The sequence below is a fragment of the Microscilla marina ATCC 23134 genome (assembly GCF_000169175.1).
GTDB lineage: Bacteria > Bacteroidota > Bacteroidia > Cytophagales > Microscillaceae > Microscilla > Microscilla marina.
On the sequence record NZ_AAWS01000002.1, the window covers coordinates 149,241 to 169,381 of the forward strand.

Below are 20,141 nucleotides of genomic sequence, written 5' to 3' on the forward strand. Positions count from 1 at the left end.
CTAATTTTGTTCAATATCAAGTATTCACAAAAAAATATTTACTAATTCAACGCTGTGTTTTTTGTTTTTGATAGGTAAACATTTTTACTGCTAAAATATCTAATATGTTCAAAATGGCTAAAGTAGAGCTTACAATTAGGTATTAGTAGGCTATACCTTTCGGAGAAATTTCATTAGAATGGCTCCAACGAACACCACAATAAAAATGTAGAATAAAATTTTGGCGATTCCGGCAATACCAGCGGCCATTCCACCAAATCCAAGTACAGCAGAAACAAGGGCTAAAATAAGTAAAGTAACAATTAATCTGATCATAAAATTTAAGGTTAGTAGTTAGTGGTTAATAAATTGATTGCATAAGGTTGATATTCAACTCAAATGATTGAGAGATTTAAAAGAGCCAGAACAGGCGCTTATGACGAGGTTAAACTCTCCGGACGAATTTCATGAGCAGGGCTGCAACGAAAACACCAAGGAGAAGGTAGAATAAAGCTTTGGCAATTCCTGCAATACCAGCCGCGATTCCCCCAAATCCAAGTACGGCAGAAATAAGGGCTAGAATGAGTATAGTAATAATTATTCTGATCATAAAATTTAAGATTATAAGTAGTTAGTGGTTAATAAATTGATTGCATAAGGTTGATATTCAACTCAAATGATTGAGAGATTTATAAGAGCCAGAACAGGCGCTTATGACGAAGCTATACCTTTCGGAGAAATTTCATTAGAATGGCTCCAACGAACACCACGATAAAAATGTAGAATAAAATTTTGGCGATTCCGGCAATACCAGCGGCCATTCCCCCAAATCCAAGTACAGCAGAAACAAGGGCTAAAATAAGTAAAGTAACAATTAATCTGATCATAAAATTTAAGGTTAGTAGTTAGTGGTTAATAAATTGATTGCATAAGGTTGATATTCAACTCAAATGATTGAGAGATTTATAAGAGCCAGAACAGGCGCTTATAACGAAGCTATACCTTTCGGAGAAATTTCATTAGAATGGCTCCAACGAATACCACGATAAAGACATAGAATAAAACTTTGGCGATTCCAGCAATACCAGCGGCCATTCCCCCAAATCCAAGTACAGCAGAAACAAGGGCTAAAATAAGTAAAGTAACAATTAATCTGATCATAAAATGTGGTTTAATGTTTAAGTAAATTAATAGATTTAGTTATCAGAGGCCGCGACGCAAAACTCGATAGTCTTGTAATCTCAAAGAAATTAGGTTTTCTTTGATGTATAATGAACATTGGTAGGCTTTCCAATAACAAATGTTCATTAATAGAACATTAACCCTTACAAATTGTTTTCGAACTTTGTGATAATTTGATTTTATCGTAAATATAAGTCGCTTTTCAGGGCTTTCTTATAAAAACCCAATAGCCTTCAATCAAATTTAGGGTAACAATGTTAAAATCACCCTGAAAAAGCTCATTTTGAGTGACTTACCCTCCATTCCCTTGTTTTCTCTTTTTATAATAATGTAATGACTGACCTCGACACTCCAACGATTTCTTGCTGCATCAAATATTCCTTCTTTTCGTGTTTCGTTAGAAATGCAATAACTTATTTCTCTGCTTATTTTTGCTGTTTTTTGATTAATATGGGTTCGTTGAGCCTTTACTAGATAGAGTTTTAAAAAGCTTTTTTGGGGCAAAATGCCAAAGAATGCTGGGTTGATGGTTGCCCTGTATGATAAATATAGTTGCTGTGGCTGTGTTCAGACAGGAGCAGGACACTGAAAGCGATGGGAAAGAAAGTTTCATAGAAAATATCGCTATCAAAAGTTGCCTAAAGTTTTTACCTTTACCTAAATGTGCTCATCTCACAACATCGACAGACTGCACTAAATAGACTTTTTAGACAAGCCCAATATGAAAAAAGACTCCTTTTTAAAGCTTAAATTTATAGCTACACCGCTTAAATACTGGTGGCTGTTCATAGGCTTTTTTTTTGTGGTAGGCTTTTTTTTAGGCTTAAACAATAAAATCTACTTTTCTTATATTGACAAAAAAGCTTCTTTGTTTGAGTTGATGTGGCCAGAAGTATTAGAATGGGTGATATGGGGTGTTTTGTGCCCGTTTATTATCATCTTAGCTAAAAAACACGCTAAAAACTCATCCTCTGGTTGGCTTTCTAAAGTGAAGTTCCACGTTCCTGTGGCCATTCTTACTTCCTTTTTATATGCAGTCATATATGCCTATTTAAGGTGTGCCATTGGTTTCTTGTTAAACGAAGAGTTTCTTTGGTCTTTTTCAAGAAACTTCATGTATAGGTTGTTCTATTTACCCATACCTTTGATCTTATATTCAAGCATTGTAGGCATGACATATGCAGTGAGCTATTACCAGCAATTTAAAGATGAAGCACTAAAAGCCGCGGAGATTCAACAAAAATTAGCACAGGCAGAGCTGTTGGTATTGAAAAAACAGTTACAGCCGCATTTTCTTTTTAATACCCTACACGCTATTTCTACTTTAATGCATAAAGACATTGATGCCGCAGATAAAATGATTGTAAGACTCAGCCATCTTTTGAGGGCTACTTTAGAAAATACAGGCATTCAGGAAGTAACATTAAAGCAGGAAATGGAGATACTCAAAATTTATCTTGAAATAGAACAAATCAGGTTTCAGGATAGATTGGAAGTTTCTATTGAGGTTGATCCAGCAATTTATGACAAAAAGGTGCCTAACCTTATTTTACAACCTATTGTAGAAAACGCCATTCGCTATGGGGTAGCCCAGTTTGCCAAACAAGGTAAAATAGCCGTGGTTGCTCAGCAGGTAAATGGCCATGTCGAACTAAAAGTGGTGGATAATGGCAAAGGAATGCCAAGTACTCAAGTGGCTGATATTAAGGAAGGAGTAGGGTTGACAAACACCAGAATGAGGTTACAACAATTGTATGGTGACAAGGGACAGTTAATTTTGAATAATGTAGGGCAGAACGAAGGCCTGGAAGTGAAAGTTTTGATACCAGCATGAATAAAATTAAAACATTGATAGTGGATGATGAAGCCCTGGCAAGGGATAAGTTAGCCATTTTTTTACAAGAAGAAGAGGACTTTGAAATTGTAGGCCAATGCAGCAATGGAATAGAAGCGTTGCAGTTGCTTCGTGATTCCTACCCCGATTTGTTGTTTCTTGATGTCCAAATGCCTGAAATGGACGGCATGGAACTCTTAAGAAATATTGATGTGCAAAAAATCCCTTGTATTATTTTGGTGACTGCTTATGATAACTATGCTCTTCAAGCTTTTGAATACCATGCCCTTGACTACCTCTTAAAGCCCTTTGACAGAGAACGGTTTCTGATGACAATTAAAAGAGTGAAAGAACAAATGTTGTTGCATAGTCAAGGAAACCATCAGACCCAATTACTCACTTACTTAAAAGACTCACTTCCTAAGGAAAAATACCTCGAAAAAATAGTAGTGAAAGATGGAGGTAAAATATTTTTTGTGAAGACAAAAGACGTTGAATGGGTCGAGTCGGCAGGAAATTATCTGAAACTACATATTGGTAAAAGCATGCATCTGATCAGAGAAACGATGAATGCTTTTGAGCAAAAGTTAAACCCACAGGAGTTTGTAAGGGTTCATAGGTCTTCTTTAGTAAATATAGAAGCTATTCATCACCTCGAAAGCTGGGGGAACACAGAGTTTACCATCACCTTAAGCTCTGGCTATCAAGTACAATCTGGCAGAAGTTACTACTCTTCGATTCGCCAAAAATTACAACTCTAGCGTTTCAAAATAAGCACCTGGTTTTTTACCCCTCCAAGTACGATAATTTCGTCACTTTTTTCTTTCTATTAGCAACTGTAGTACTACAGTTGGTCACTTTTCTATTGCCCAAATTTGCTGCATGCAATATCATTGTATGCTACTTCGTGAGAGAAGGTAGCCCAAGAAATATTTAAAAGTTTTATTCTCTTTAGCCTTTCTACTTGGTCACCAGATGGTTCTAATCTCATTTTTACGTCTCAAGGACACATTTATATGGTGAACAAGGATGGCTCGTCGATAAAGAAAATGATACCTAATGCTGGACAAGCTGTTTGGTTGAAAATAAATAACAAATAGTAGAAGTACCACCAAATATTTATAAATCATGAAAAATAGCACAGTACTATTGTTTTTAATGTTTCTGATGCTCACAAGTGGGGGCTTTGCCCAAAAAAGTAATGGTCAGGCATTCGCAGCTAAAGGCAAAGATGTATTCCCCCCTTTTAAGGATCGTTACCTGGGTCAAAAGCCACCAGGCTTAGTCCCTCAATTGTTTGCCCCTGGTATGGTTTCGACAAAAAAGCATGTGGAAAGTTTATATACGTTTACACCAGACATGAAGGAGTTTTATTTCAATAGGGTTGGTGGGAAATATAAAAAAACTACCTTATTTGTAATGCAATACAAAAACAATCAATGGAGCAAGGCATCTAACCTGTCGACTGATATAAAGAAGTACAGGGGGCGATTTAAGCCAGGCTCTTCGAAGATAAAAAATCTTGCCCCTTTCAAAGACCTTCCCATCATAGGTTTCACGGTTTCGTCTAAAGGCACTTATTATGTATATTTTTTAAAGAGAGACGGCAGCGGTCATCTTAGCTGTTCGCGCCTTGTAAACGGCAAGTATGAAAAACCTGAAAAAATGGATAAGCACATCAACTCAGGAAAATGGATTGCCCACCCCTTTGTTGCGCCAGATGAATCTTATTTGATGTGGGATGCTGAGAAAAACGGGGCAAATACGCCTGACATCTATATTAGTTTTCGCCGGAAAGATGGCTCATGGGGACCAGCAATTAGCTTGGGAGATAAGGTAAACACCGCAGCTTATGAACAGCGCCCAAGGGTGACTCCTGATGGAAAGTATTTGTTTTTTTGGAGGGGAGATAAAAAGGCGAGAAAAGATGGGAGTACTTATTGGGTAGGGAATCCGTATTGGGTAGATTTTATTCAATTAAGGAAAGAGCTTCTAAAAAACAGCCATTAACCAACCATTTCCAAATAACAATAGTCCATAGTCTTTAGTCGATAGTCCATAGCTGATTTGAGTAAATGTTCACCTTGTTAAATGCTGTAAACCAGTATTTTATATTAACACCAGCAAACAACTTTGACTAAAATCACTGCGGAGTATTGAATAATAAAAACCATGAAAAATTACTGTTTGATATTTTTGCTGCTTGGATTTGTCCTGTCTTTGAATGCCTGCGACACCCCAAAAGACACCTCACAAGATCGTAACTTACCTACTGACAAACGACCCTCAAAAGCCCCTCCTGTTCCAGCCTTAAAGGACCGTTATTTTGGGCAAAAACCGGGTATAACTCCTCAACCTTTCGCGCCTGGTGCTGTTACAACAGCCAATTGGGAATGTTGTGGTGTGGCCTCCCCCGACCTGAAAGCATTTTATTTTGTCAGAGAAACGGGAGAAGGTGAGGCAAAGAAACAAATGGAATTTGTTGTGATGCAACATAAAAATAATCATTGGCAAGATTCAGTGATATCGCCCAGAATAGGTACTCCGTTTATGGCTCCTGATGGCAAAACCCTGCATTTGGGCAGTCGCTATAGGGACCGAACAAAAACTGGTGAATGGTCAGAGGTAAAAAAACTTGGCGCTCCCTTCAAAGATCTGCCGATTATGCGTCTTACTACCTCTTCTAAAGGAACTTATTTTTTTGATGAGTTCAAATCAGACTTTACAGGTGATATTCGGTATTCACGGTTAGTAAATGGAAAACATGAAAAACCGAAGCTACTCAGCAAAGAGATTAATGGCGGCAAAAGCTTTCACCCATTCATTGCACCCGATGAATCCTACCTCATATTTGATAGCAAAAGAGCAGGTGGGTATGGCGATTCTGACATTTATATCAGCTTTCGCCAGAAAAATGGTACCTGGGGTACCCCCATTAATTTGGGAGACAAGATAAACACACCAGCCTGGGAAGCAGTTGCAAGCGTAACATCAGATGGCAAATACCTTTTCTTCAGTAGAAATATGGGCTCAGACAAAAACGAAAATGTAGATATTTATTGGGTCGATGCTCAAATTATTGAAATGCTCAGACCCAAGAGATAAATAGTATTATTATCAATCAAATCATATCAACCAAAATAGATTATATGAAAACTATTCAATTATTTATACTAATCGTTGCTGTATCATTCAATGCCGCCTTTGCCCAGAAAAACACCAAAGAAAGCGTTAAGTTAGCCTTCGCACGCACAACGGTAGTTCCTGTGAAAGATACCAAAAACGGAGGGCAATATGAGCTCTATATCAGGTTGCCAGAGAAATATTCAGAAAAAAAAGATATAAAACACCCCGTGATTTATTATACAGATGCCAGGTGGCACATCGAAACCCTGTCTGGCTCTACCGAATACATCATGGAGAACGCTATTTTAGTGGGAATATCGTGGCAAAAAGACATCAATGAAAAGCTGAAAAAAGAGGCTGGGGCACACGTAAGTAGGTACAGAGACTACTCAATAGCAAAGTCAAAGAAAGCAGCACAGCAAGCGAAATATCAATTTGGGCAAGCCAATAAGCACCTGGCTTTTATTCGTGAAGATGTCATCACTTATGTTGAAAGTAATTACCGAACCGACCCTGCCAACCGCACCTATTTTGGTTATTCGCTGGGGGGTGGGTTTGGTGGCTACATACTATTGACCCAACCCGATACATTTAAAAACTATATTCTTGGCAGCCCCTCGAAGGGCAGCACTCCCCACCTATACAAGCTTGGAAACAGTGCCACCCTCAAAGCTAAACGCCTCAATGCCAATGTTTTTATTTCGTATGGTAGGCAAGAGAAAAAACTGGGCAGCAATGCCGATAAATTTATTGGCATGCTCAAAGCCAGGAATGATCAGAGCTTGTCTCTAAAGCATATTGTAGTGGAGGGTACCCATCAAACAGCGTTTCCTATGACGACAGTACGCGGTATTTATTGGTTATCAGCCTTGATAAAAAAATAACTTGTCAAACTTTATAAAAACTTACACCATGAAAAATTACCACCTCCTATTTTTAGTATCGGCATTTGCCCTGTTTTTAAATGCCTGCGGCGCTAAAAAGCAGCAAGCAAAAGAAAGTAATGAGCTTGCTACAAAACAACCCTCAAAAGACCAAGGTTTTCCAGCTTTGGCAGATCGTTATTTTGGAGAAAAACCACCAGGCTTAATTCCGGTAGAGTTTGCTCCTGTTATCATTGCCCCAGAAAGGCTTTTTGAAGGGGGGACGTTTTCACCAGATATGAAGAAATTCTATTTTTCCAGGAAAAATGGAAAATATAAAAAACGGACTTTTTTTGTGATTCGATATGAAAACAATCAATGGGGGAACGAATCTGAAACCCATATAAAGTACCCAAGCTACTCTAGGGATGGTAATACGATATACAAGGGAAATAAATATAGGGAACGAACCGATTCTGGCTGGACGGAGCTCAAAAGTATGGGACCGCCTTTTACAGACAAGCACATCATGGGGATATCTGTTTCAGACAATGGCACTTTTTTCTTTGATGAGTTTGAAAGACCCGATACAGTGGGAGCCATCAGTTATTCGCGTTTTGTTAATGGTAAATATGAACCTCGTCAGAAAATAGGGAAGGAAATTAACACTGGAACATGGATTGCTCACCCCCACATTGCTCCAGATGAATCTTATTTGATATGGGATGTAGTAAGAGAAGATGGCTATGGTGGTTCTGACATCTACATTAGTTTTAAAAACAAAGAAGGCTTCTGGCTACCAGCAATAAACATGGGAGGTCAAGTAAACACTGCACTCCAGGAAAGTGGTGTAAGTGTGACTCCCGATGGAAAATACCTGTTTTTTTCAAGGGGGGAGTGGAAGGTGAGAAAAGATGGAAGTACTTATTGGGTAGGAAAACCCTATTGGGTAGATGCTCAGATTATTGAAAATCTCAGACCTAAAAAATAGATGATGAGGTTGTTTTTTTAGATAACCCGCAGTTTGGGTTAAATAATAAAAACCATACAATTACTTTTAGGAACGTGATCGCCCCGTAAACGGGATTTCGGGCATAGCCCTCAACAATAATCCCGATAAGAAATCGGGACTTTGAAGCTGTCCGGTTTAGAACATATTAGCTTCGCAGAGCTTGAACTTCGTTCTGCGGTTCTCTTTACTGACTTTCGTTACCCCGGCAGTTCCGCCGGGACTTATACCTTTGTATTAAATAAAAAAAGTACAATATAACGTTAACAATAAAAGCCTAAATAACAGGTAGTCAACAGATCAATAAACTCTTTTTCTATAAAGGGGACTAAGTACTATCATACGATAGATACAGACTCGTAGATATATGCTACCTGTTTTTCTACTCCGAAATAGAATTAAGTATCTAAGGCATAAATGCGTTTTATAGCCCGCGTTCTAATAAGTAACATTGAGTAAGATAGGCTTCAATAAATGGTATGGTTCCCCCGATAAATCGGGAATTTCAACTTAAATGGTGGATAAATGAAAAAACACTCATACATTCAAATGGGTCTGGGCATGGACATAGCAAAATCGGATTTTAGTGCTTGTATCATGGGTTTTGAGGGTAAAAAGAAATACAAGGTTTTAGCCAGTTCCAAGTTCTCTAATACCCCCTCTGGCTTTGAGAAATATTGGAGCTGGAGTCAAAAACACTTGGGCAAGCATGACTGTGAAGATATAGAATACTTAATGGAGGCTACTGGGGTTTATCATGAAAATTTGGCGTGGTTTCTCTATGACAAATCTGTAAAGGTTGTTGTCGCCTTGCCTAGCCAGGCAAAGGACTTTATGAAGGGCGAAGGATTCGGAGTAAAACTGATAAAATAGATGCTCAAGGTTAGCTAAAATGGTTCTAGTCAAAGACTTAAGGCCTGGCAACCAATATCTTCCTCTATGCAGCATTACGTTCTCTTACCCGTCACACGAAACTATACAAAAGACCTTACTCAAAGTCGGAATCGCTTACATGCGCTTGATTATAGTCATAACCCTGATAAGTTTGTTGCCAAACAACTCAAAGCTCAGATTAAGTTCCTCGAGAAACAACGAGATCAAACACATGATCAAATAGAAGCTACAGTCAAAGAAGATGAAAGCTGCATGAAAAAATAAAACATTTACCAGTATCATGGGGTGGCTGCTTACCGCAGCAGTAGTGTCGCCGAAACTAATGGTTTTGAGCTATTTACAAGTGAAAAGCAGCTTACCAGTTATGCCGGGTACGATATTGTGGAAAACGAATCGGGCACCCGCAAAGGAAAAACAAAGATTTCAAAACAGGGAAATGCTCACATAAGGCGTATTTTATGTATGCCAGCATTTAACGCTATAAATGTTGAGGGTGTTTTTCTGAATTTGTACAACCGGGTTTTTGAGAGAACTAAAGAGAAAATGAAAGGCTACACTGCAGTACAACGGAAGCTCTTGTGTATGATGTACACATTATGGAAAAAAGATGAGGACTTTGATTACAGCATTAATAACAAAACTGTAGAAGAGCAAAATGCCCTCCTACACTAGGTAACTGCTAAAGCAGCTCCTTTTGGGTTAATGCAAATATAACCAGTTGTTGGTATATATTCAAAATCTTAAAATATTTATATTAAATTATTTGTTTTTTAAGATAGTATCTATGAGCTTTTATTGTCCGTAGCACCGTCCCACGGTCTGGCTCAACATCCCACGGATGTTGCCTTGCCCGCAAACCGATAGCTGCAGCTTTGCTGCGCTGAGCTCTGCCAAAGGCTAAAAGTGCCTCAGTCAGCCTTGAGTTTATGCCCTCAATCTCGACACTTATTTTGAACATGTTCCTTAGTACTTCTTGTACTAGCCAATGGTAGCTTTGCCTAACAAAACGACAGCCAGGCACCAGAGGCTACGGCTGCCGAAGCCAAGCGCTCATTTTGGGATATTCCCCGTTTCAAAAGAGCCTTTATCGATGCATCACCCACTGACAAAAAAGACGGCACCTTTGTGGGTAAGTTGGGTGTCAATGGTGGCAATAAAGCCCATTGAAGCCCTGTGGCAATAACTTTCCTGCCAAAACATTTGATCGTAATCATCAGTCAGAGTCAAAGATATTTTAAGGCATCGCCTCGGCGATCAACTCCCCGATTAATTACCCAACCCCAATACAATTCTCACAGCTTTTTTCAAAACATTACCATTTTCAAAAAATACCTGTATTTTTGCCGAATCATAGAAGAGTTAGCGAGCTAATGGGAGTATGATTTATACTCATTCGTTATTCGTAATTAAGACTACATAAAGCCCCCACAATAGACAAGGCTTTATGCATTCGTCATTTAATCATTCGTAAGTGATCTGGAAAAACTAAGATGTGCCAATTCAAGAAAATATATTGTTCTCAGACGATTCAAAAAAAACGGTGCATAGCCAAAGCTATGAGGCTTTTTTTTTGAGAAGAATGAGGGCAATAGATACACTTTAATGGCTCAAATTATTTATGAAAGATCACTAATTACTTAAAGTACACCATGGAACTAAAAGTAGGAGATAAGGCTCCATTGTTTGAGAGCAAAGACCAACAAGGAAATACGGTAAAACTAGAAGATTATAAAGGCAAGAAAGTTATTTTATATTTTTATCCCAAAGACAACACCAAGGGTTGCACCGCCCAGGCTTGCGACTTGCGCGACAACTATGAGCTGATCCAGAAAGAAGGCTACGAAGTGTTGGGGGTAAGCAAAGACGATGAAAAGTCACACCAAAAATTTATTGATAAGTTTGAACTGCCTTTTACCCTCATTGCCGATACCGATACCTCAGTAAACCAGTTATATGGGGTGTGGAAAGAGAAAAAAATGTATGGTAAAACTTATATGGGTACGGTGCGCACTACTTTTGTGATAGACGAAGAGGGCATCATTACCGATATTATCACGAAAGTGAAAACTGCGGAACATACCAACCAAATTATAACAAAATAGACTATCAAGTAGCAAGTTGTCTGTCAACTTCCTGAGAGCTTGCGCTTAAATGCAAAATTATGGAGAATACAGAAATTAAAGAGCTGGAAAAAGTAGCTTCACAAGTACGCCGCGATATTGTAAGAATGGTGCATGCGGTTAACTCTGGTCATCCGGGAGGCTCATTGGGTTGTACCGACCTGTTTGTGGCGTTGTATTTCAAAGTATTGCGTTACGAAACCCCCTTTAAAATGTCTGGAGAAAACGAAGACCTGTTCTTTTTATCTAACGGACACATTTCTCCGGTTTGGTATAGTACATTGGCTAGAGCCGGATTTTTTGAAACAAGCGAGCTTGCCACTTTTCGTAAGATCAACTCAAGGGTACAAGGGCACCCGGCTACCGAAGAGGGCCTGCCTGGTATCAGAGTAGCTTCGGGCTCGTTAGGGCAGGGGTTATCGGTAGCAACCGGGGCAGCTCAGGCTAAAAAACTCAATGGTGACGACCACTTGGTGTATGTGCTCATGGGAGACGGCGAACAGCAAGAAGGACAAGTATGGGAAGCGGCCATGTATGCTGCCCACCATAAGGTAGACAATTTGATTGGAGTCATTGATGTAAATGGGCAACAAATAGATGGTCCTGTAGAAGATGTAATGTCGTTGATCAGCCTCGAAAACAAGTGGAAAGCTTTTGGCTGGCAGGTATTGCACATGAAAGGCAACCAAATGGACGAGGTAATCAAAACGTTGGTACACGCCCGTGGTTTAACCAAGCGCGACAAGCCTTTGATGATTTTGATGCAGACCGAAATGGGGGCAGGGGTTGATTTTATGATGGGTACCCACAAGTGGCACGGAGTAGCGCCCAACGACGATGAACTTGCCAATGCTTTGGGGCAGTTAGAAGAAACTTTAGGAGACTACTAATTAGGCGATAGCACTCACAGGGGCAAGTCCCTAGATGCCGATGAATATCGGTGCTTTAAGCGACAAGTCCTTAGATACCGATACATATCGGTGCTTCAAGTTGCGCCCTGTTCCATAGGTAACTAACAAATTCATAGTATGCTTATTTGGTTTATGAACCCCACGCTGTTTTAAGTGTTCCTTTAAGGCACTTGAAACTTATAGATAAAAAGAAGCCTCTGATCTTTACAAGACAGGCTTTCTAGCCGAATAGCTTTTTATTATATCAACGACAAGTCATAGAACAAAGGCTTGTCGTTTTTTTTCTTTAGCTAACCCCAGCAATAAAACCATTTACTTATGTCTACCCTTGATATAGCAGTGATACAAGCTGCCCCTGTTTTGTTTGACCTGGAGCAAAGCCTTGACAAAACCTATGATTTATTAAAAAAGGCCACCGCACAAGGAGCAAAAATGGTGGTGTTTCCAGAGTCGTTTTTACCTGCCTATCCGCGTGGACTCAGCTTTGGCACTGTAGTGGGCAGTCGTACCGATGCGGGCAGAGAGGTATGGCAGCTTTATTGGAAAAACTCGGTAAAAGTACCCGGCAAAGCCACCAACTTATTGGCAAAATGGGCCAAAGAATACGCTGTTTACCTGGTAATGGGTATTACTGAGCAAGACACCGTTAACGGTTCGTTGTATTGTTCGTTGCTTTACTTTTCGCCAGAAGGCCACCTACTGGGCAAACATCGCAAACTGAAGCCTACAGCTGCCGAGCGTATTATTTGGGGCGAAGGCGATGCTACCACCTTGCAAACTTACCCCACACCTTATGGCAATATAGGAGGCTTGATTTGCTGGGAAAACTACATGCCGTTGGCGCGAATGGCTCTTTATCAGCAAGGCATTCATCTGTACCTGGCACCTACCGCTGACGCCCGCGAATCGTGGCAGGCTACCATGCAGCACATTGCCCTTGAGGGGCGCTGTTTTGTGGTGGGGTGCAACCAGTTTGTGACCAAAAGTATGTACCCTCCACACCTCAGAGAACTTCCCGAAATGACCTCCCAACCCGAAGTAATGAGCAGAGGAGGCAGTGTGGTGTTGTCGCCGTTGGGCAAGGTGTTGGCAGGACCTGTTTTTGACCGTGAGGAGGTACTATTGGCTACGCTTGACTTAGACGATATTATCAAAAGTAAGCTCGATTTTGACCCGGTGGGGCATTATAGCCGCCCAGACATGTTAAATTTTAACATTTCAAACTGATTTTTAAGATAAATGTATTAAATTTGAAAACAATAGTTGCAAAAATGGGAGCATTGAATTAATATGCCGTGTTTTTGTTTTTTTGTAAAATATTTTAGCAATTATTTAATATATTCGAAGGTTAATAAATGAAGTTATCTTGAGTTTTTATAAAAAACAGTACTCTACCCAGCTTTTAACTTCGTTGAGCTCAGCACAGTAAAACTGTAGCTTCAGTTTTTTAAAAGTGCCGTCCTCGCCTCGGTTGTGTGTCTTCACCAATTGATAAATCCCGCCATTCGGGGGCGATCGGAACCCTAAAATAAGTCGTTCTTAGGCTTATGGGTGGGGTGATTTAGCTTTGCTGAGCACCGACATTCATCGGTATCTAAGGACTCGTAAACTCGGTTGTGAAGACACAAATCAGGGCGAAAAATAGTAGGGTAGAGTAAAAAAACAGGATAAACTCAGTAAAAACAATATTTTTTATTTAAAATGCACACCAATAAAAAACATTACAAAATATCTGTAATTGGGAAGGTGCAAGGAGTAGGATACCGAGCCTTTGCCAAAAACATTGCTGACAAGCTGGGAGTAAAAGGGTTTGTGAAAAACGAACACGATGGCACAGTATATATGGAGGCCGAAGCACCTCAGGTAACTGTAGAAAAATTTTTGTTGGAATGTCATAAAGGTCCGCAATTGTCAAAAGTAGACCATATGGACATTATACAAGTACCAGTGACTGATTTTACCGACTTTAATATTCAAACACACTAATACCTTAAACATTAAGTAAATGCGCTATTAGCTGAAGCAGAGCCCCGAATCAAGTTCAGTTTACAACTCCGATGCTTGTTCTCGGAGGATTTAGAAACTCGGCACAGTAGAACTGTAGCCTCGGTTATTTGGGATAAATTTTGGCGGTTAATGTATTGAGGTACTAAATTTTACAGTATTTAATAAGGTGAACATTTACTCGAATCAGCTTTTAACTACGCTTTTTGTAAGTTACTGAAAATCAACGTGATATAAAAGTGTAGTTGCTTAGAGGGTGTACCTTGCACCTAGTCCCTAGAGCCTTGTTAGGGCTATGGACTATCGAAATAAAAGACATATAAGATTATTTCAGAATCAGGCTGCTATACTAAATAGTTACTGTTTTTAGCCAACCTGTGGGATTGCTACCCCACAGGTTTTTTTATGCCTTATTTCAAAACCGTACACTAATTTTTCACTACTAATCCTTGTGTAGAGTTTAATTTTATCAGTCTCAAAAGTGCTTGAAAAACAGCGTCTTTACTTTCCGCCTTAGTTTGTGGGCGTTAAGAAATTACCTTCGGTGAGCTCAGCACAGCGAAGCTGTAGCTATCGGTTTGAGCAATGAAGCCGTAAAACCGAGGCTGCAGCTTTGCTGCGCCGAGCTCTGCGTAAGCTAAACAGATCACTGACCGAGGAACGAGGGAATGTTTGAGCTGTTTAGCCGAAAAGGCAGAGCCCCGAATCAAGTTCGGGATTTTAAAACTTGGGCTTCGCCCTGCGGTTCGGCGTAATGAAACAAATTTTAGCCAGGCAAAAGCGGTGGCTTTTTAGCCTTTGGCAGAGCTCGGCACAGCAAGCTGTAGCCATCGGTTTTGGTTCGTTTTTTTAGCTAAAGAAAATCCATGATCCCGAACTTGATTCGGGGAAATGAACGGATGCCTGAGGGAAACGAAACCAGGTTTTATTCTACAACTCAGCAGATTAGCAGCTATTTTTATGCGGTAAAACTATCAAAAAAATCAAGACTTATCTGCTATAAAAAAGTGTACGGTTTCAAAATGTCTTATATATTTGTTGGCTGCTCTAGGGAAGCCTTAAGAAGGTCTTCATATGTTTTTTGTAATAGTTGCCAGGTACGTTCCAGGTCTTTTTGTTGGGTACGCCAGTTGGCAAATGCTGCCCGAATAGCAAATGAGCCTTTATAAAAAGTAGGTGACATAAATACCTCCTGACTGGTGGCAAGCTTGTGTAAAAATAATTGGATAAGCTCTTTGTTAACAACTTGATGGTTGGGTAGGCGCAGTGTAAAACAAACAATGTTTAACCTTGTGACTGCCAATAGTTCAAAGCGATTGTCCTGGGTTATGTACTGCCCTAGTTGTTGGGCCAGTTGACAGTTTCTCTCCATAATTTCTCTATAGCCTTCCTTGCCGTATGCTTTGAGGGTAAACCATACTGGTAACCCTCGCCAACGACGGCTGTTTTCAGGAGTAAGATTTATAAACTCATAGTGATCTTCCTGAGGGGCGAGGTAGGCAGCTTTATTTAAAAAAACTTCGTGTTGTAGTGCCTGGTGTTGGGTAAAAATTACGGCAGCGTCATAAGGTACATTGAGCCATTTATGAGCATCTATGGTAATAGAGTCAGCGTGGGCAATGCCCTGCCAATAGTGGGCGTATTGGGGCGAACAAGCCACAAATCCCCCAAAGGCCGCATCTATGTGCAACCAAAATGAATATTTATTCTTGAGCGCACCTATAGCCACCAGGTCGTCAAAATCGCCAGTGTTTACAGTGCCAGCACTTGCCACTACTATAAAAGCTTCACCAGGGTATTGTTGGCTAAGTTTTGCCAGGGTAGTTTCCAGCAAAGCTACATCAATGGCTTCGCGTTGGGGCAAAGTGGGTACTTTAATTACGTTTTGCTTGCCTATTCCCAGCATAGAGAGTGACTTGAATATGCTAGAGTGAGGAACTGCCCCCAGTATTTTTATATTGCCCAGCTCACCCAGCCCGGTTTGGTCAACGGCTTTACCCTTTTGTTTGCCCACCCATTGTCGAGCAGTGGCAAGCCCCGAAAAATTTGCCATGGTAGCGCCTGTTACAAAGTTGCCTTCAAAAGTTGTCGGAATCATAAACAATTCGCGTAGGTTATTTATCGCCTCTTGCTCTACCAAATCCTGAATGTTAGAATTGCTCTGGTCAAAAGTACTGGTGAGCAGATCGCCCATGAGTGCTGCCGGAGTGCTGCCTCCAAGCACAAAGCCAAAAAAACGCCCATTGCCCGATGCTTGTACATAGTGTCCAAAACGTTGTGTAAACTCGGTAAGCGTATGCTGAGCACCCACTCCCTGAGTTTCTAAAGGTTGGTAAGGAAGGTTTTCTACTGGAATAAAAGGAGCAATTTGATCTATATGGGCAATAAAATCCTGGTTGTGTGTATGGGCTTGATCTAGCAATTGCCTAAAGTTTGCTTGATCTTGTGCAAGTAATGTATACATATATTGATTTGTAAAAATGATTGAAAAAAATAATTACACAAAATTAAGGGGAGGATTACAGACAAAACAGAGGTAGTTTTTTGTAATTTTGACCATATCAGTTTTTATACGAAATAAAGACAATGAAATCAACTCAGGAATTTCTGTATTTGCAGATTGCCCAAAGCATTGAGCAACAAATAGTGAGTGGTACCTTGCCCGTTGGGCACAAACTCCCTTCTGTGCGTGTATTGTGCCAACAACAACAGGTAAGCCCCTCTACAGTGTTTAATGCCTACTATAGGCTCGAAACTATGGGCTTAATAGAAGCACGCCCCAAGTCTGGTTACTATGTGCGCCAATCACGTGCTGTGCAACGAATGCAGCGTTACCAGGAAATATTGCCCTCGCCCCAAAAACTGCCGCCACTCAACCCCTCAGTATCCGATATTATAGATGACATAGAGCAGTTCAATCAGTTGTCAGGAGTTACCTCATTTGCCCCTGCTACTCCTGCGCTGCAAATGTTGCCAGGGCAAAAATTACAAAAGTCGGTGAGAGAAGTAATGCGAAAATATTCGGATGAATGCCTTAACTATGCGCCGGTGCATGGGTTAGCCTGCCTCAGAGAGCAAATTTTGTTGCATGGGGCACATTGGGGATTTCGGGGTAGTCCTCACGAGGTATTAGTAACAGCGGGTTGTTTGGAAGCCATAAGCTTGTGCCTTCAGGCGCTGACCCGCCCTGGTGACTTGATCATTACTGAAACCTTGACTTACTTTGGTATCCAACAATTGATTCAAAACCTGGGACTGAAGGTAGCACCAGTGGCAATACACCCTGAAACAGGGCTCGACATGAAGCATATAACAACACTGTTGAAAGCACATAAGGTAAAGGCATGTTTGTTTACTTCTAACTTTCATAACCCTACAGCTTATAGCTTGCCCAACGAACAAAAGCAGTGGTTGGCTCAATTGGCGGCAAGCCACCAAATACCCGTAATAGAGGACGATGTATATGGGGAAGTATACTTTGGCAAGCAACGCCCCACTACCATCAAGCGCTATGACACTGAAGGTTGGGTAATTTATTGCTCTTCTTTCTCTAAAATGCTATCGCCAGGGTATAGACTAGGGTATTGTCTGCCAGGACGTTTTATGCAACAGGTTGCCCGACAAAAACGCATTCATTCTATTGCCACCAGTTCGTTGGTTCAGTATACATTGAGTCATTTTTTGCAAAAAGGACGTTTCAGTTATCACCTCAAAAAACTGAGGCAAACACTCTACCTTAATATGTTAAAGTATGAGCAGTGTATAGACGCTTATTTTCCTGCGGAAACCTATTTTGCACCTCCACAGGGAGGTTATGTTTTTTGGATAGGCTTTGCCCCCAATACAAACACTTATAAACTTTATCTAAGTGCCAAAGCGCATCATATAGGAATAGTTCCGGGGCAATTATTTTCGCTAGGCAAACAATATAAGAACTTTATTCGTCTGAGTTTTGCTACTCCTTTTGATCAAAAGATAGAGGAGTCGTTAAAAAAACTAGGTAAGCTCGCTAATAATTTGAACATATCTTAGGGATAGGATGTTATTTTTTCAGAAAAAATAGGCAATTTTGCCGGATTATTCAAAAAAAGCAATTTTAATAGCCAATGAACTTGAGTGTTATACTTCTGCAAGTGATAAAACCGCCTTACCACGAGTATCATGCAGAGTACATTATTACCCAACCCTGGAACGCCGTGTCTTCGCTGGTGTTTTTTGTTCCGGTCATTTATTGGACCTGGAAACTCAAACCTCACTACAGGCAATACCCTGTAATGACTGCCATTTTGCCTTTGCTATTTCTCAATGGGCTGGGTTCTACCTTGTTTCATGCGTTTGAGCCCAACCTTGCCTTGGCCTTGCTCGATGGCATTCCTCCATTATTGATGATTATTTTACTCAGTAGTTATTTTTGGACCAAAACCACCAATTCCTGGTTTTCGGGGGTGTTGATCGTGCTGGGTTGTTATGGCATCAATGCATTGATGGCGTACATATTTTATATCAATGGCAAGCCCGAAGCCGCTACCAATATTACCTATTTCATTACGGGGATGATTGTACTTACCCCGGTGGTATTTATTCTTGCCCGAAGCCGTTGGCGAAAATGGAAAATGGTGGCATTGGCCATTGTATTGCTCAATCTGGCGCTGTTGTTTCGGGTATTGGATAGCTACGAATACCCCACCAACCCGTTTGCCCATGTCTTGCCGCAAGGCACTCATTTTTTGTGGCACATTTTAAGCGCAGCGGCAGTATTTCCATTGGGGCGTTTTTTAATCCACTTGCGTTATGTAGACACCCGCCCTATGGAAGCGTATGCTTAGTTTAGAAGCTAGAGTACTAGGGACTAGGTGCAAGGTTCTAGGTGCACCTTGTTTTATAAGTAGGTGAAAAATTATAATATTCTTATTTTCAGTTAGTTATGAGATTTCTTAGCTAGAAGGGGCAAGTCCTTAGATACCGATGCATATCGGTACACTGCAAGCGGGATGTTGGCATAACCTCTACTAGGTGCACCCTGTTCCTTGATACCTTTACTTGAAAATTTAAGTTGATGCTCAATACAGCGTACCGATCAATGTAACCACTACTGAATGGAAACTATAGGAGTAATTGCCAGAAGGCTGGAAGATAAACCACCTTTTGGCAAACAAACATATTTTTTTGAAGACATGCCGCTCGGCGACCGGAGCTTACCTCCGGTTTTTTTCTTTAGCCCTCTAGACTGGAGCCCACACCAGGCAACCATACCGGGGTATACCTATGCTCCCGCCCAGGGCAAGTGGCAACCCTGCGTACACCCTTTGCCACGTTATATCTACGATCGGTTTTGGGCAAGAACCCCGCAAGACTTAGCCCGGGTAAGGGCGCTCAAGGCACAGGTAATGGCGGCTGGAGGCAACATTCAAAACCCCCAGGCATTGTCTGATTTTGCCCGTGACAAATACCAGGTATTTGAGTTTTTGAAACAACAGCAATTGCCTACCATTGATACCTTGCAGCTTGCGCCTAACCAAGAAGAAGCGTTGGCCGCTTTTTTGGACAAATACCCCATGAAGAAGGTGTTTTATATAAAGGCAAATACAGGGGGGCAAGGCAGAGACATTTACATTTTGCACCGGGCGGCGCCAGGTTTTTCTATAGAGTGGGGCAACAAGGGACACGTTTTTACCCAAGTGTCTGAGTTGCACGCCTTTTTGGTGCAACACCTTGCCCACCAAACGTTTATAGTGCAGCCCCGCGCGCATACGGCACGGGTCAACGGGGGAAGCTTTGATGTACGGGTGCTGATTCAAAATTATGGCAATGCCCAGTATCACCTGGGTGGCATGGGCGTAAGGGTAGGGGCCAGGGGAGGGTTTATGTCTAACCTGAGCCTGGGCGCCACTGCCATGTCTTTTGATGACCTGGTGCGCTACTTCCAGCGTGTGTATGCGCAGGATTTGGCGCACTTGCGTGAAAAAATGACCGAATTGTGTTTGCACGCCGCCCACTTGTTGCACCAGCAATACGGCGATTTTGTCGAGTTGGGTTTTGACCTTTTGCTTACCCAAGACCAGCAAATACAACTATTGGAAATCAATGCCCGCCCTGCCCGCTGGCTATTTACCATGATCGCCAATGCCTCTGACCACCACCCCGCCCAACAAGCCGAGTTTAGACGCATCAGGCGGGCGTCTACGGGTAAGTTCATGCATTTTTTCAAACAACAATAAG

21 protein-coding genes are annotated in these 20,141 nt (G+C 41.0%); 16 read left to right on the plus strand and 5 right to left on the minus strand.

Annotation, left to right across the window (positions count from 1 at the left end; all coding sequences use genetic code 11):
• Positions 1-150 precede the first annotated feature (150 nt).
• From M23134_RS39595 to M23134_RS39610, 4 genes are all read right to left on the minus strand, one after another.
• Positions 151-315, minus strand: a complete 165-nt coding sequence (locus tag M23134_RS39595; RefSeq protein ID WP_002693331.1) for a DUF1328 domain-containing protein — start codon at positions 313-315, stop codon at positions 151-153.
• A gap of 109 nt (positions 316-424) precedes the next feature.
• A complete protein-coding gene (locus tag M23134_RS39600) occupies positions 425-589 on the minus strand; it encodes a DUF1328 family protein (protein ID WP_045112824.1) in 165 nt (54 codons plus the stop codon).
• Positions 590-701: 112 nt separating this feature from the next.
• The gene (locus tag M23134_RS39605) at positions 702-866 is read right to left on the minus strand and encodes a DUF1328 domain-containing protein (RefSeq protein WP_002693331.1); all 165 of its coding nucleotides are present in this window, start codon (positions 864-866) and stop codon (positions 702-704) included.
• Between the two features lie 109 nt (positions 867-975).
• The gene (locus M23134_RS39610) at positions 976-1,140 is read right to left on the minus strand and encodes a DUF1328 domain-containing protein (RefSeq protein WP_045112825.1); all 165 of its coding nucleotides are present in this window, start codon (positions 1,138-1,140) and stop codon (positions 976-978) included.
• A 742-nt stretch (positions 1,141-1,882) separates the two neighbouring features.
• Between M23134_RS39610 and M23134_RS37390 the strand changes: the two genes are divergently transcribed.
• From M23134_RS37390 to M23134_RS01960, 13 genes are all read left to right on the plus strand, one after another.
• Complete coding sequence (locus tag M23134_RS37390) at positions 1,883-2,995, plus strand: sensor histidine kinase (protein WP_002693334.1); 1,113 nt, start codon at positions 1,883-1,885, stop codon at positions 2,993-2,995.
• Positions 2,992-3,756, plus strand: coding sequence for a LytR/AlgR family response regulator transcription factor (locus tag M23134_RS01895; protein ID WP_002693336.1), 765 nt, complete (start codon positions 2,992-2,994; stop codon positions 3,754-3,756). Before M23134_RS37390 ends, M23134_RS01895 begins: the two co-directional genes overlap by 4 nt.
• A gap of 367 nt (positions 3,757-4,123) precedes the next feature.
• Complete coding sequence (locus M23134_RS01900) at positions 4,124-5,005, plus strand: TolB-like translocation protein (protein ID WP_002693337.1); 882 nt, start codon at positions 4,124-4,126, stop codon at positions 5,003-5,005.
• A 162-nt stretch (positions 5,006-5,167) separates the two neighbouring features.
• Entirely contained in the window at positions 5,168-6,100 is a 933-nt protein-coding gene (locus M23134_RS01905) for a TolB family protein (protein ID WP_002693339.1), read from the plus strand.
• Between the two features lie 44 nt (positions 6,101-6,144).
• Positions 6,145-7,005, plus strand: a complete 861-nt coding sequence (locus M23134_RS01910; RefSeq protein ID WP_002693341.1) for an alpha/beta hydrolase — start codon at positions 6,145-6,147, stop codon at positions 7,003-7,005.
• A gap of 28 nt (positions 7,006-7,033) precedes the next feature.
• On the plus strand, positions 7,034-7,975 hold the full coding sequence (locus tag M23134_RS01915) for a TolB-like translocation protein (RefSeq protein ID WP_045112826.1): 942 nt from the start codon (positions 7,034-7,036) through the stop codon (positions 7,973-7,975).
• A gap of 543 nt (positions 7,976-8,518) precedes the next feature.
• On the plus strand, positions 8,519-8,866 hold the full coding sequence (locus M23134_RS41990) for an IS110 family transposase (RefSeq protein ID WP_002693345.1): 348 nt from the start codon (positions 8,519-8,521) through the stop codon (positions 8,864-8,866).
• 66 nt (positions 8,867-8,932) lie between these two features.
• Positions 8,933-9,151, plus strand: a complete 219-nt coding sequence (locus M23134_RS41995; protein WP_002693348.1) for a hypothetical protein — start codon at positions 8,933-8,935, stop codon at positions 9,149-9,151.
• 21 nt (positions 9,152-9,172) lie between these two features.
• The gene (locus tag M23134_RS42000) at positions 9,173-9,559 is read left to right on the plus strand and encodes an IS110 family transposase (RefSeq protein ID WP_002693351.1); all 387 of its coding nucleotides are present in this window, start codon (positions 9,173-9,175) and stop codon (positions 9,557-9,559) included.
• Positions 9,560-10,536: 977 nt separating this feature from the next.
• Entirely contained in the window at positions 10,537-10,989 is a 453-nt protein-coding gene (gene bcp / locus M23134_RS01945; protein WP_002693355.1) for a thioredoxin-dependent thiol peroxidase, read from the plus strand.
• A 59-nt stretch (positions 10,990-11,048) separates the two neighbouring features.
• A complete protein-coding gene (locus M23134_RS01950; protein ID WP_002693357.1) occupies positions 11,049-11,897 on the plus strand; it encodes a transketolase in 849 nt (282 codons plus the stop codon).
• Between the two features lie 339 nt (positions 11,898-12,236).
• Positions 12,237-13,145, plus strand: coding sequence for a carbon-nitrogen hydrolase family protein (locus M23134_RS01955; RefSeq protein ID WP_002693358.1), 909 nt, complete (start codon positions 12,237-12,239; stop codon positions 13,143-13,145).
• Between the two features lie 474 nt (positions 13,146-13,619).
• Entirely contained in the window at positions 13,620-13,904 is a 285-nt protein-coding gene (locus M23134_RS01960) for an acylphosphatase (RefSeq protein ID WP_002693362.1), read from the plus strand.
• Between the two features lie 1,045 nt (positions 13,905-14,949).
• On the opposite strand, the gene M23134_RS01965 is transcribed toward M23134_RS01960, so the two are convergent.
• Entirely contained in the window at positions 14,950-16,386 is a 1,437-nt protein-coding gene (locus M23134_RS01965) for a pyridoxal phosphate-dependent decarboxylase family protein (RefSeq protein ID WP_002693364.1), read from the minus strand.
• A gap of 122 nt (positions 16,387-16,508) precedes the next feature.
• Here M23134_RS01965 and M23134_RS01970 point away from each other — a divergent pair, with 122 nt between their 5' ends.
• The 3 genes from M23134_RS01970 to M23134_RS01980 all read left to right on the plus strand — a co-directional run bounded on the left by M23134_RS01970 (position 16,509) and on the right by M23134_RS01980 (position 20,140).
• Positions 16,509-17,954 (plus strand): aminotransferase-like domain-containing protein, encoded by a 1,446-nt coding sequence (locus M23134_RS01970; protein ID WP_002693366.1) that lies wholly within the window; start codon positions 16,509-16,511, stop codon positions 17,952-17,954.
• 74 nt (positions 17,955-18,028) lie between these two features.
• Positions 18,029-18,748: a ceramidase domain-containing protein gene (locus M23134_RS01975; RefSeq protein ID WP_045112830.1), complete on the plus strand. Its 720-nt coding sequence runs from the start codon at positions 18,029-18,031 to the stop codon at positions 18,746-18,748.
• 270 nt (positions 18,749-19,018) lie between these two features.
• Positions 19,019-20,140: a YheC/YheD family protein gene (locus M23134_RS01980; RefSeq protein ID WP_002693370.1), complete on the plus strand. Its 1,122-nt coding sequence runs from the start codon at positions 19,019-19,021 to the stop codon at positions 20,138-20,140.
• Position 20,141 lies beyond the last annotated feature (1 nt).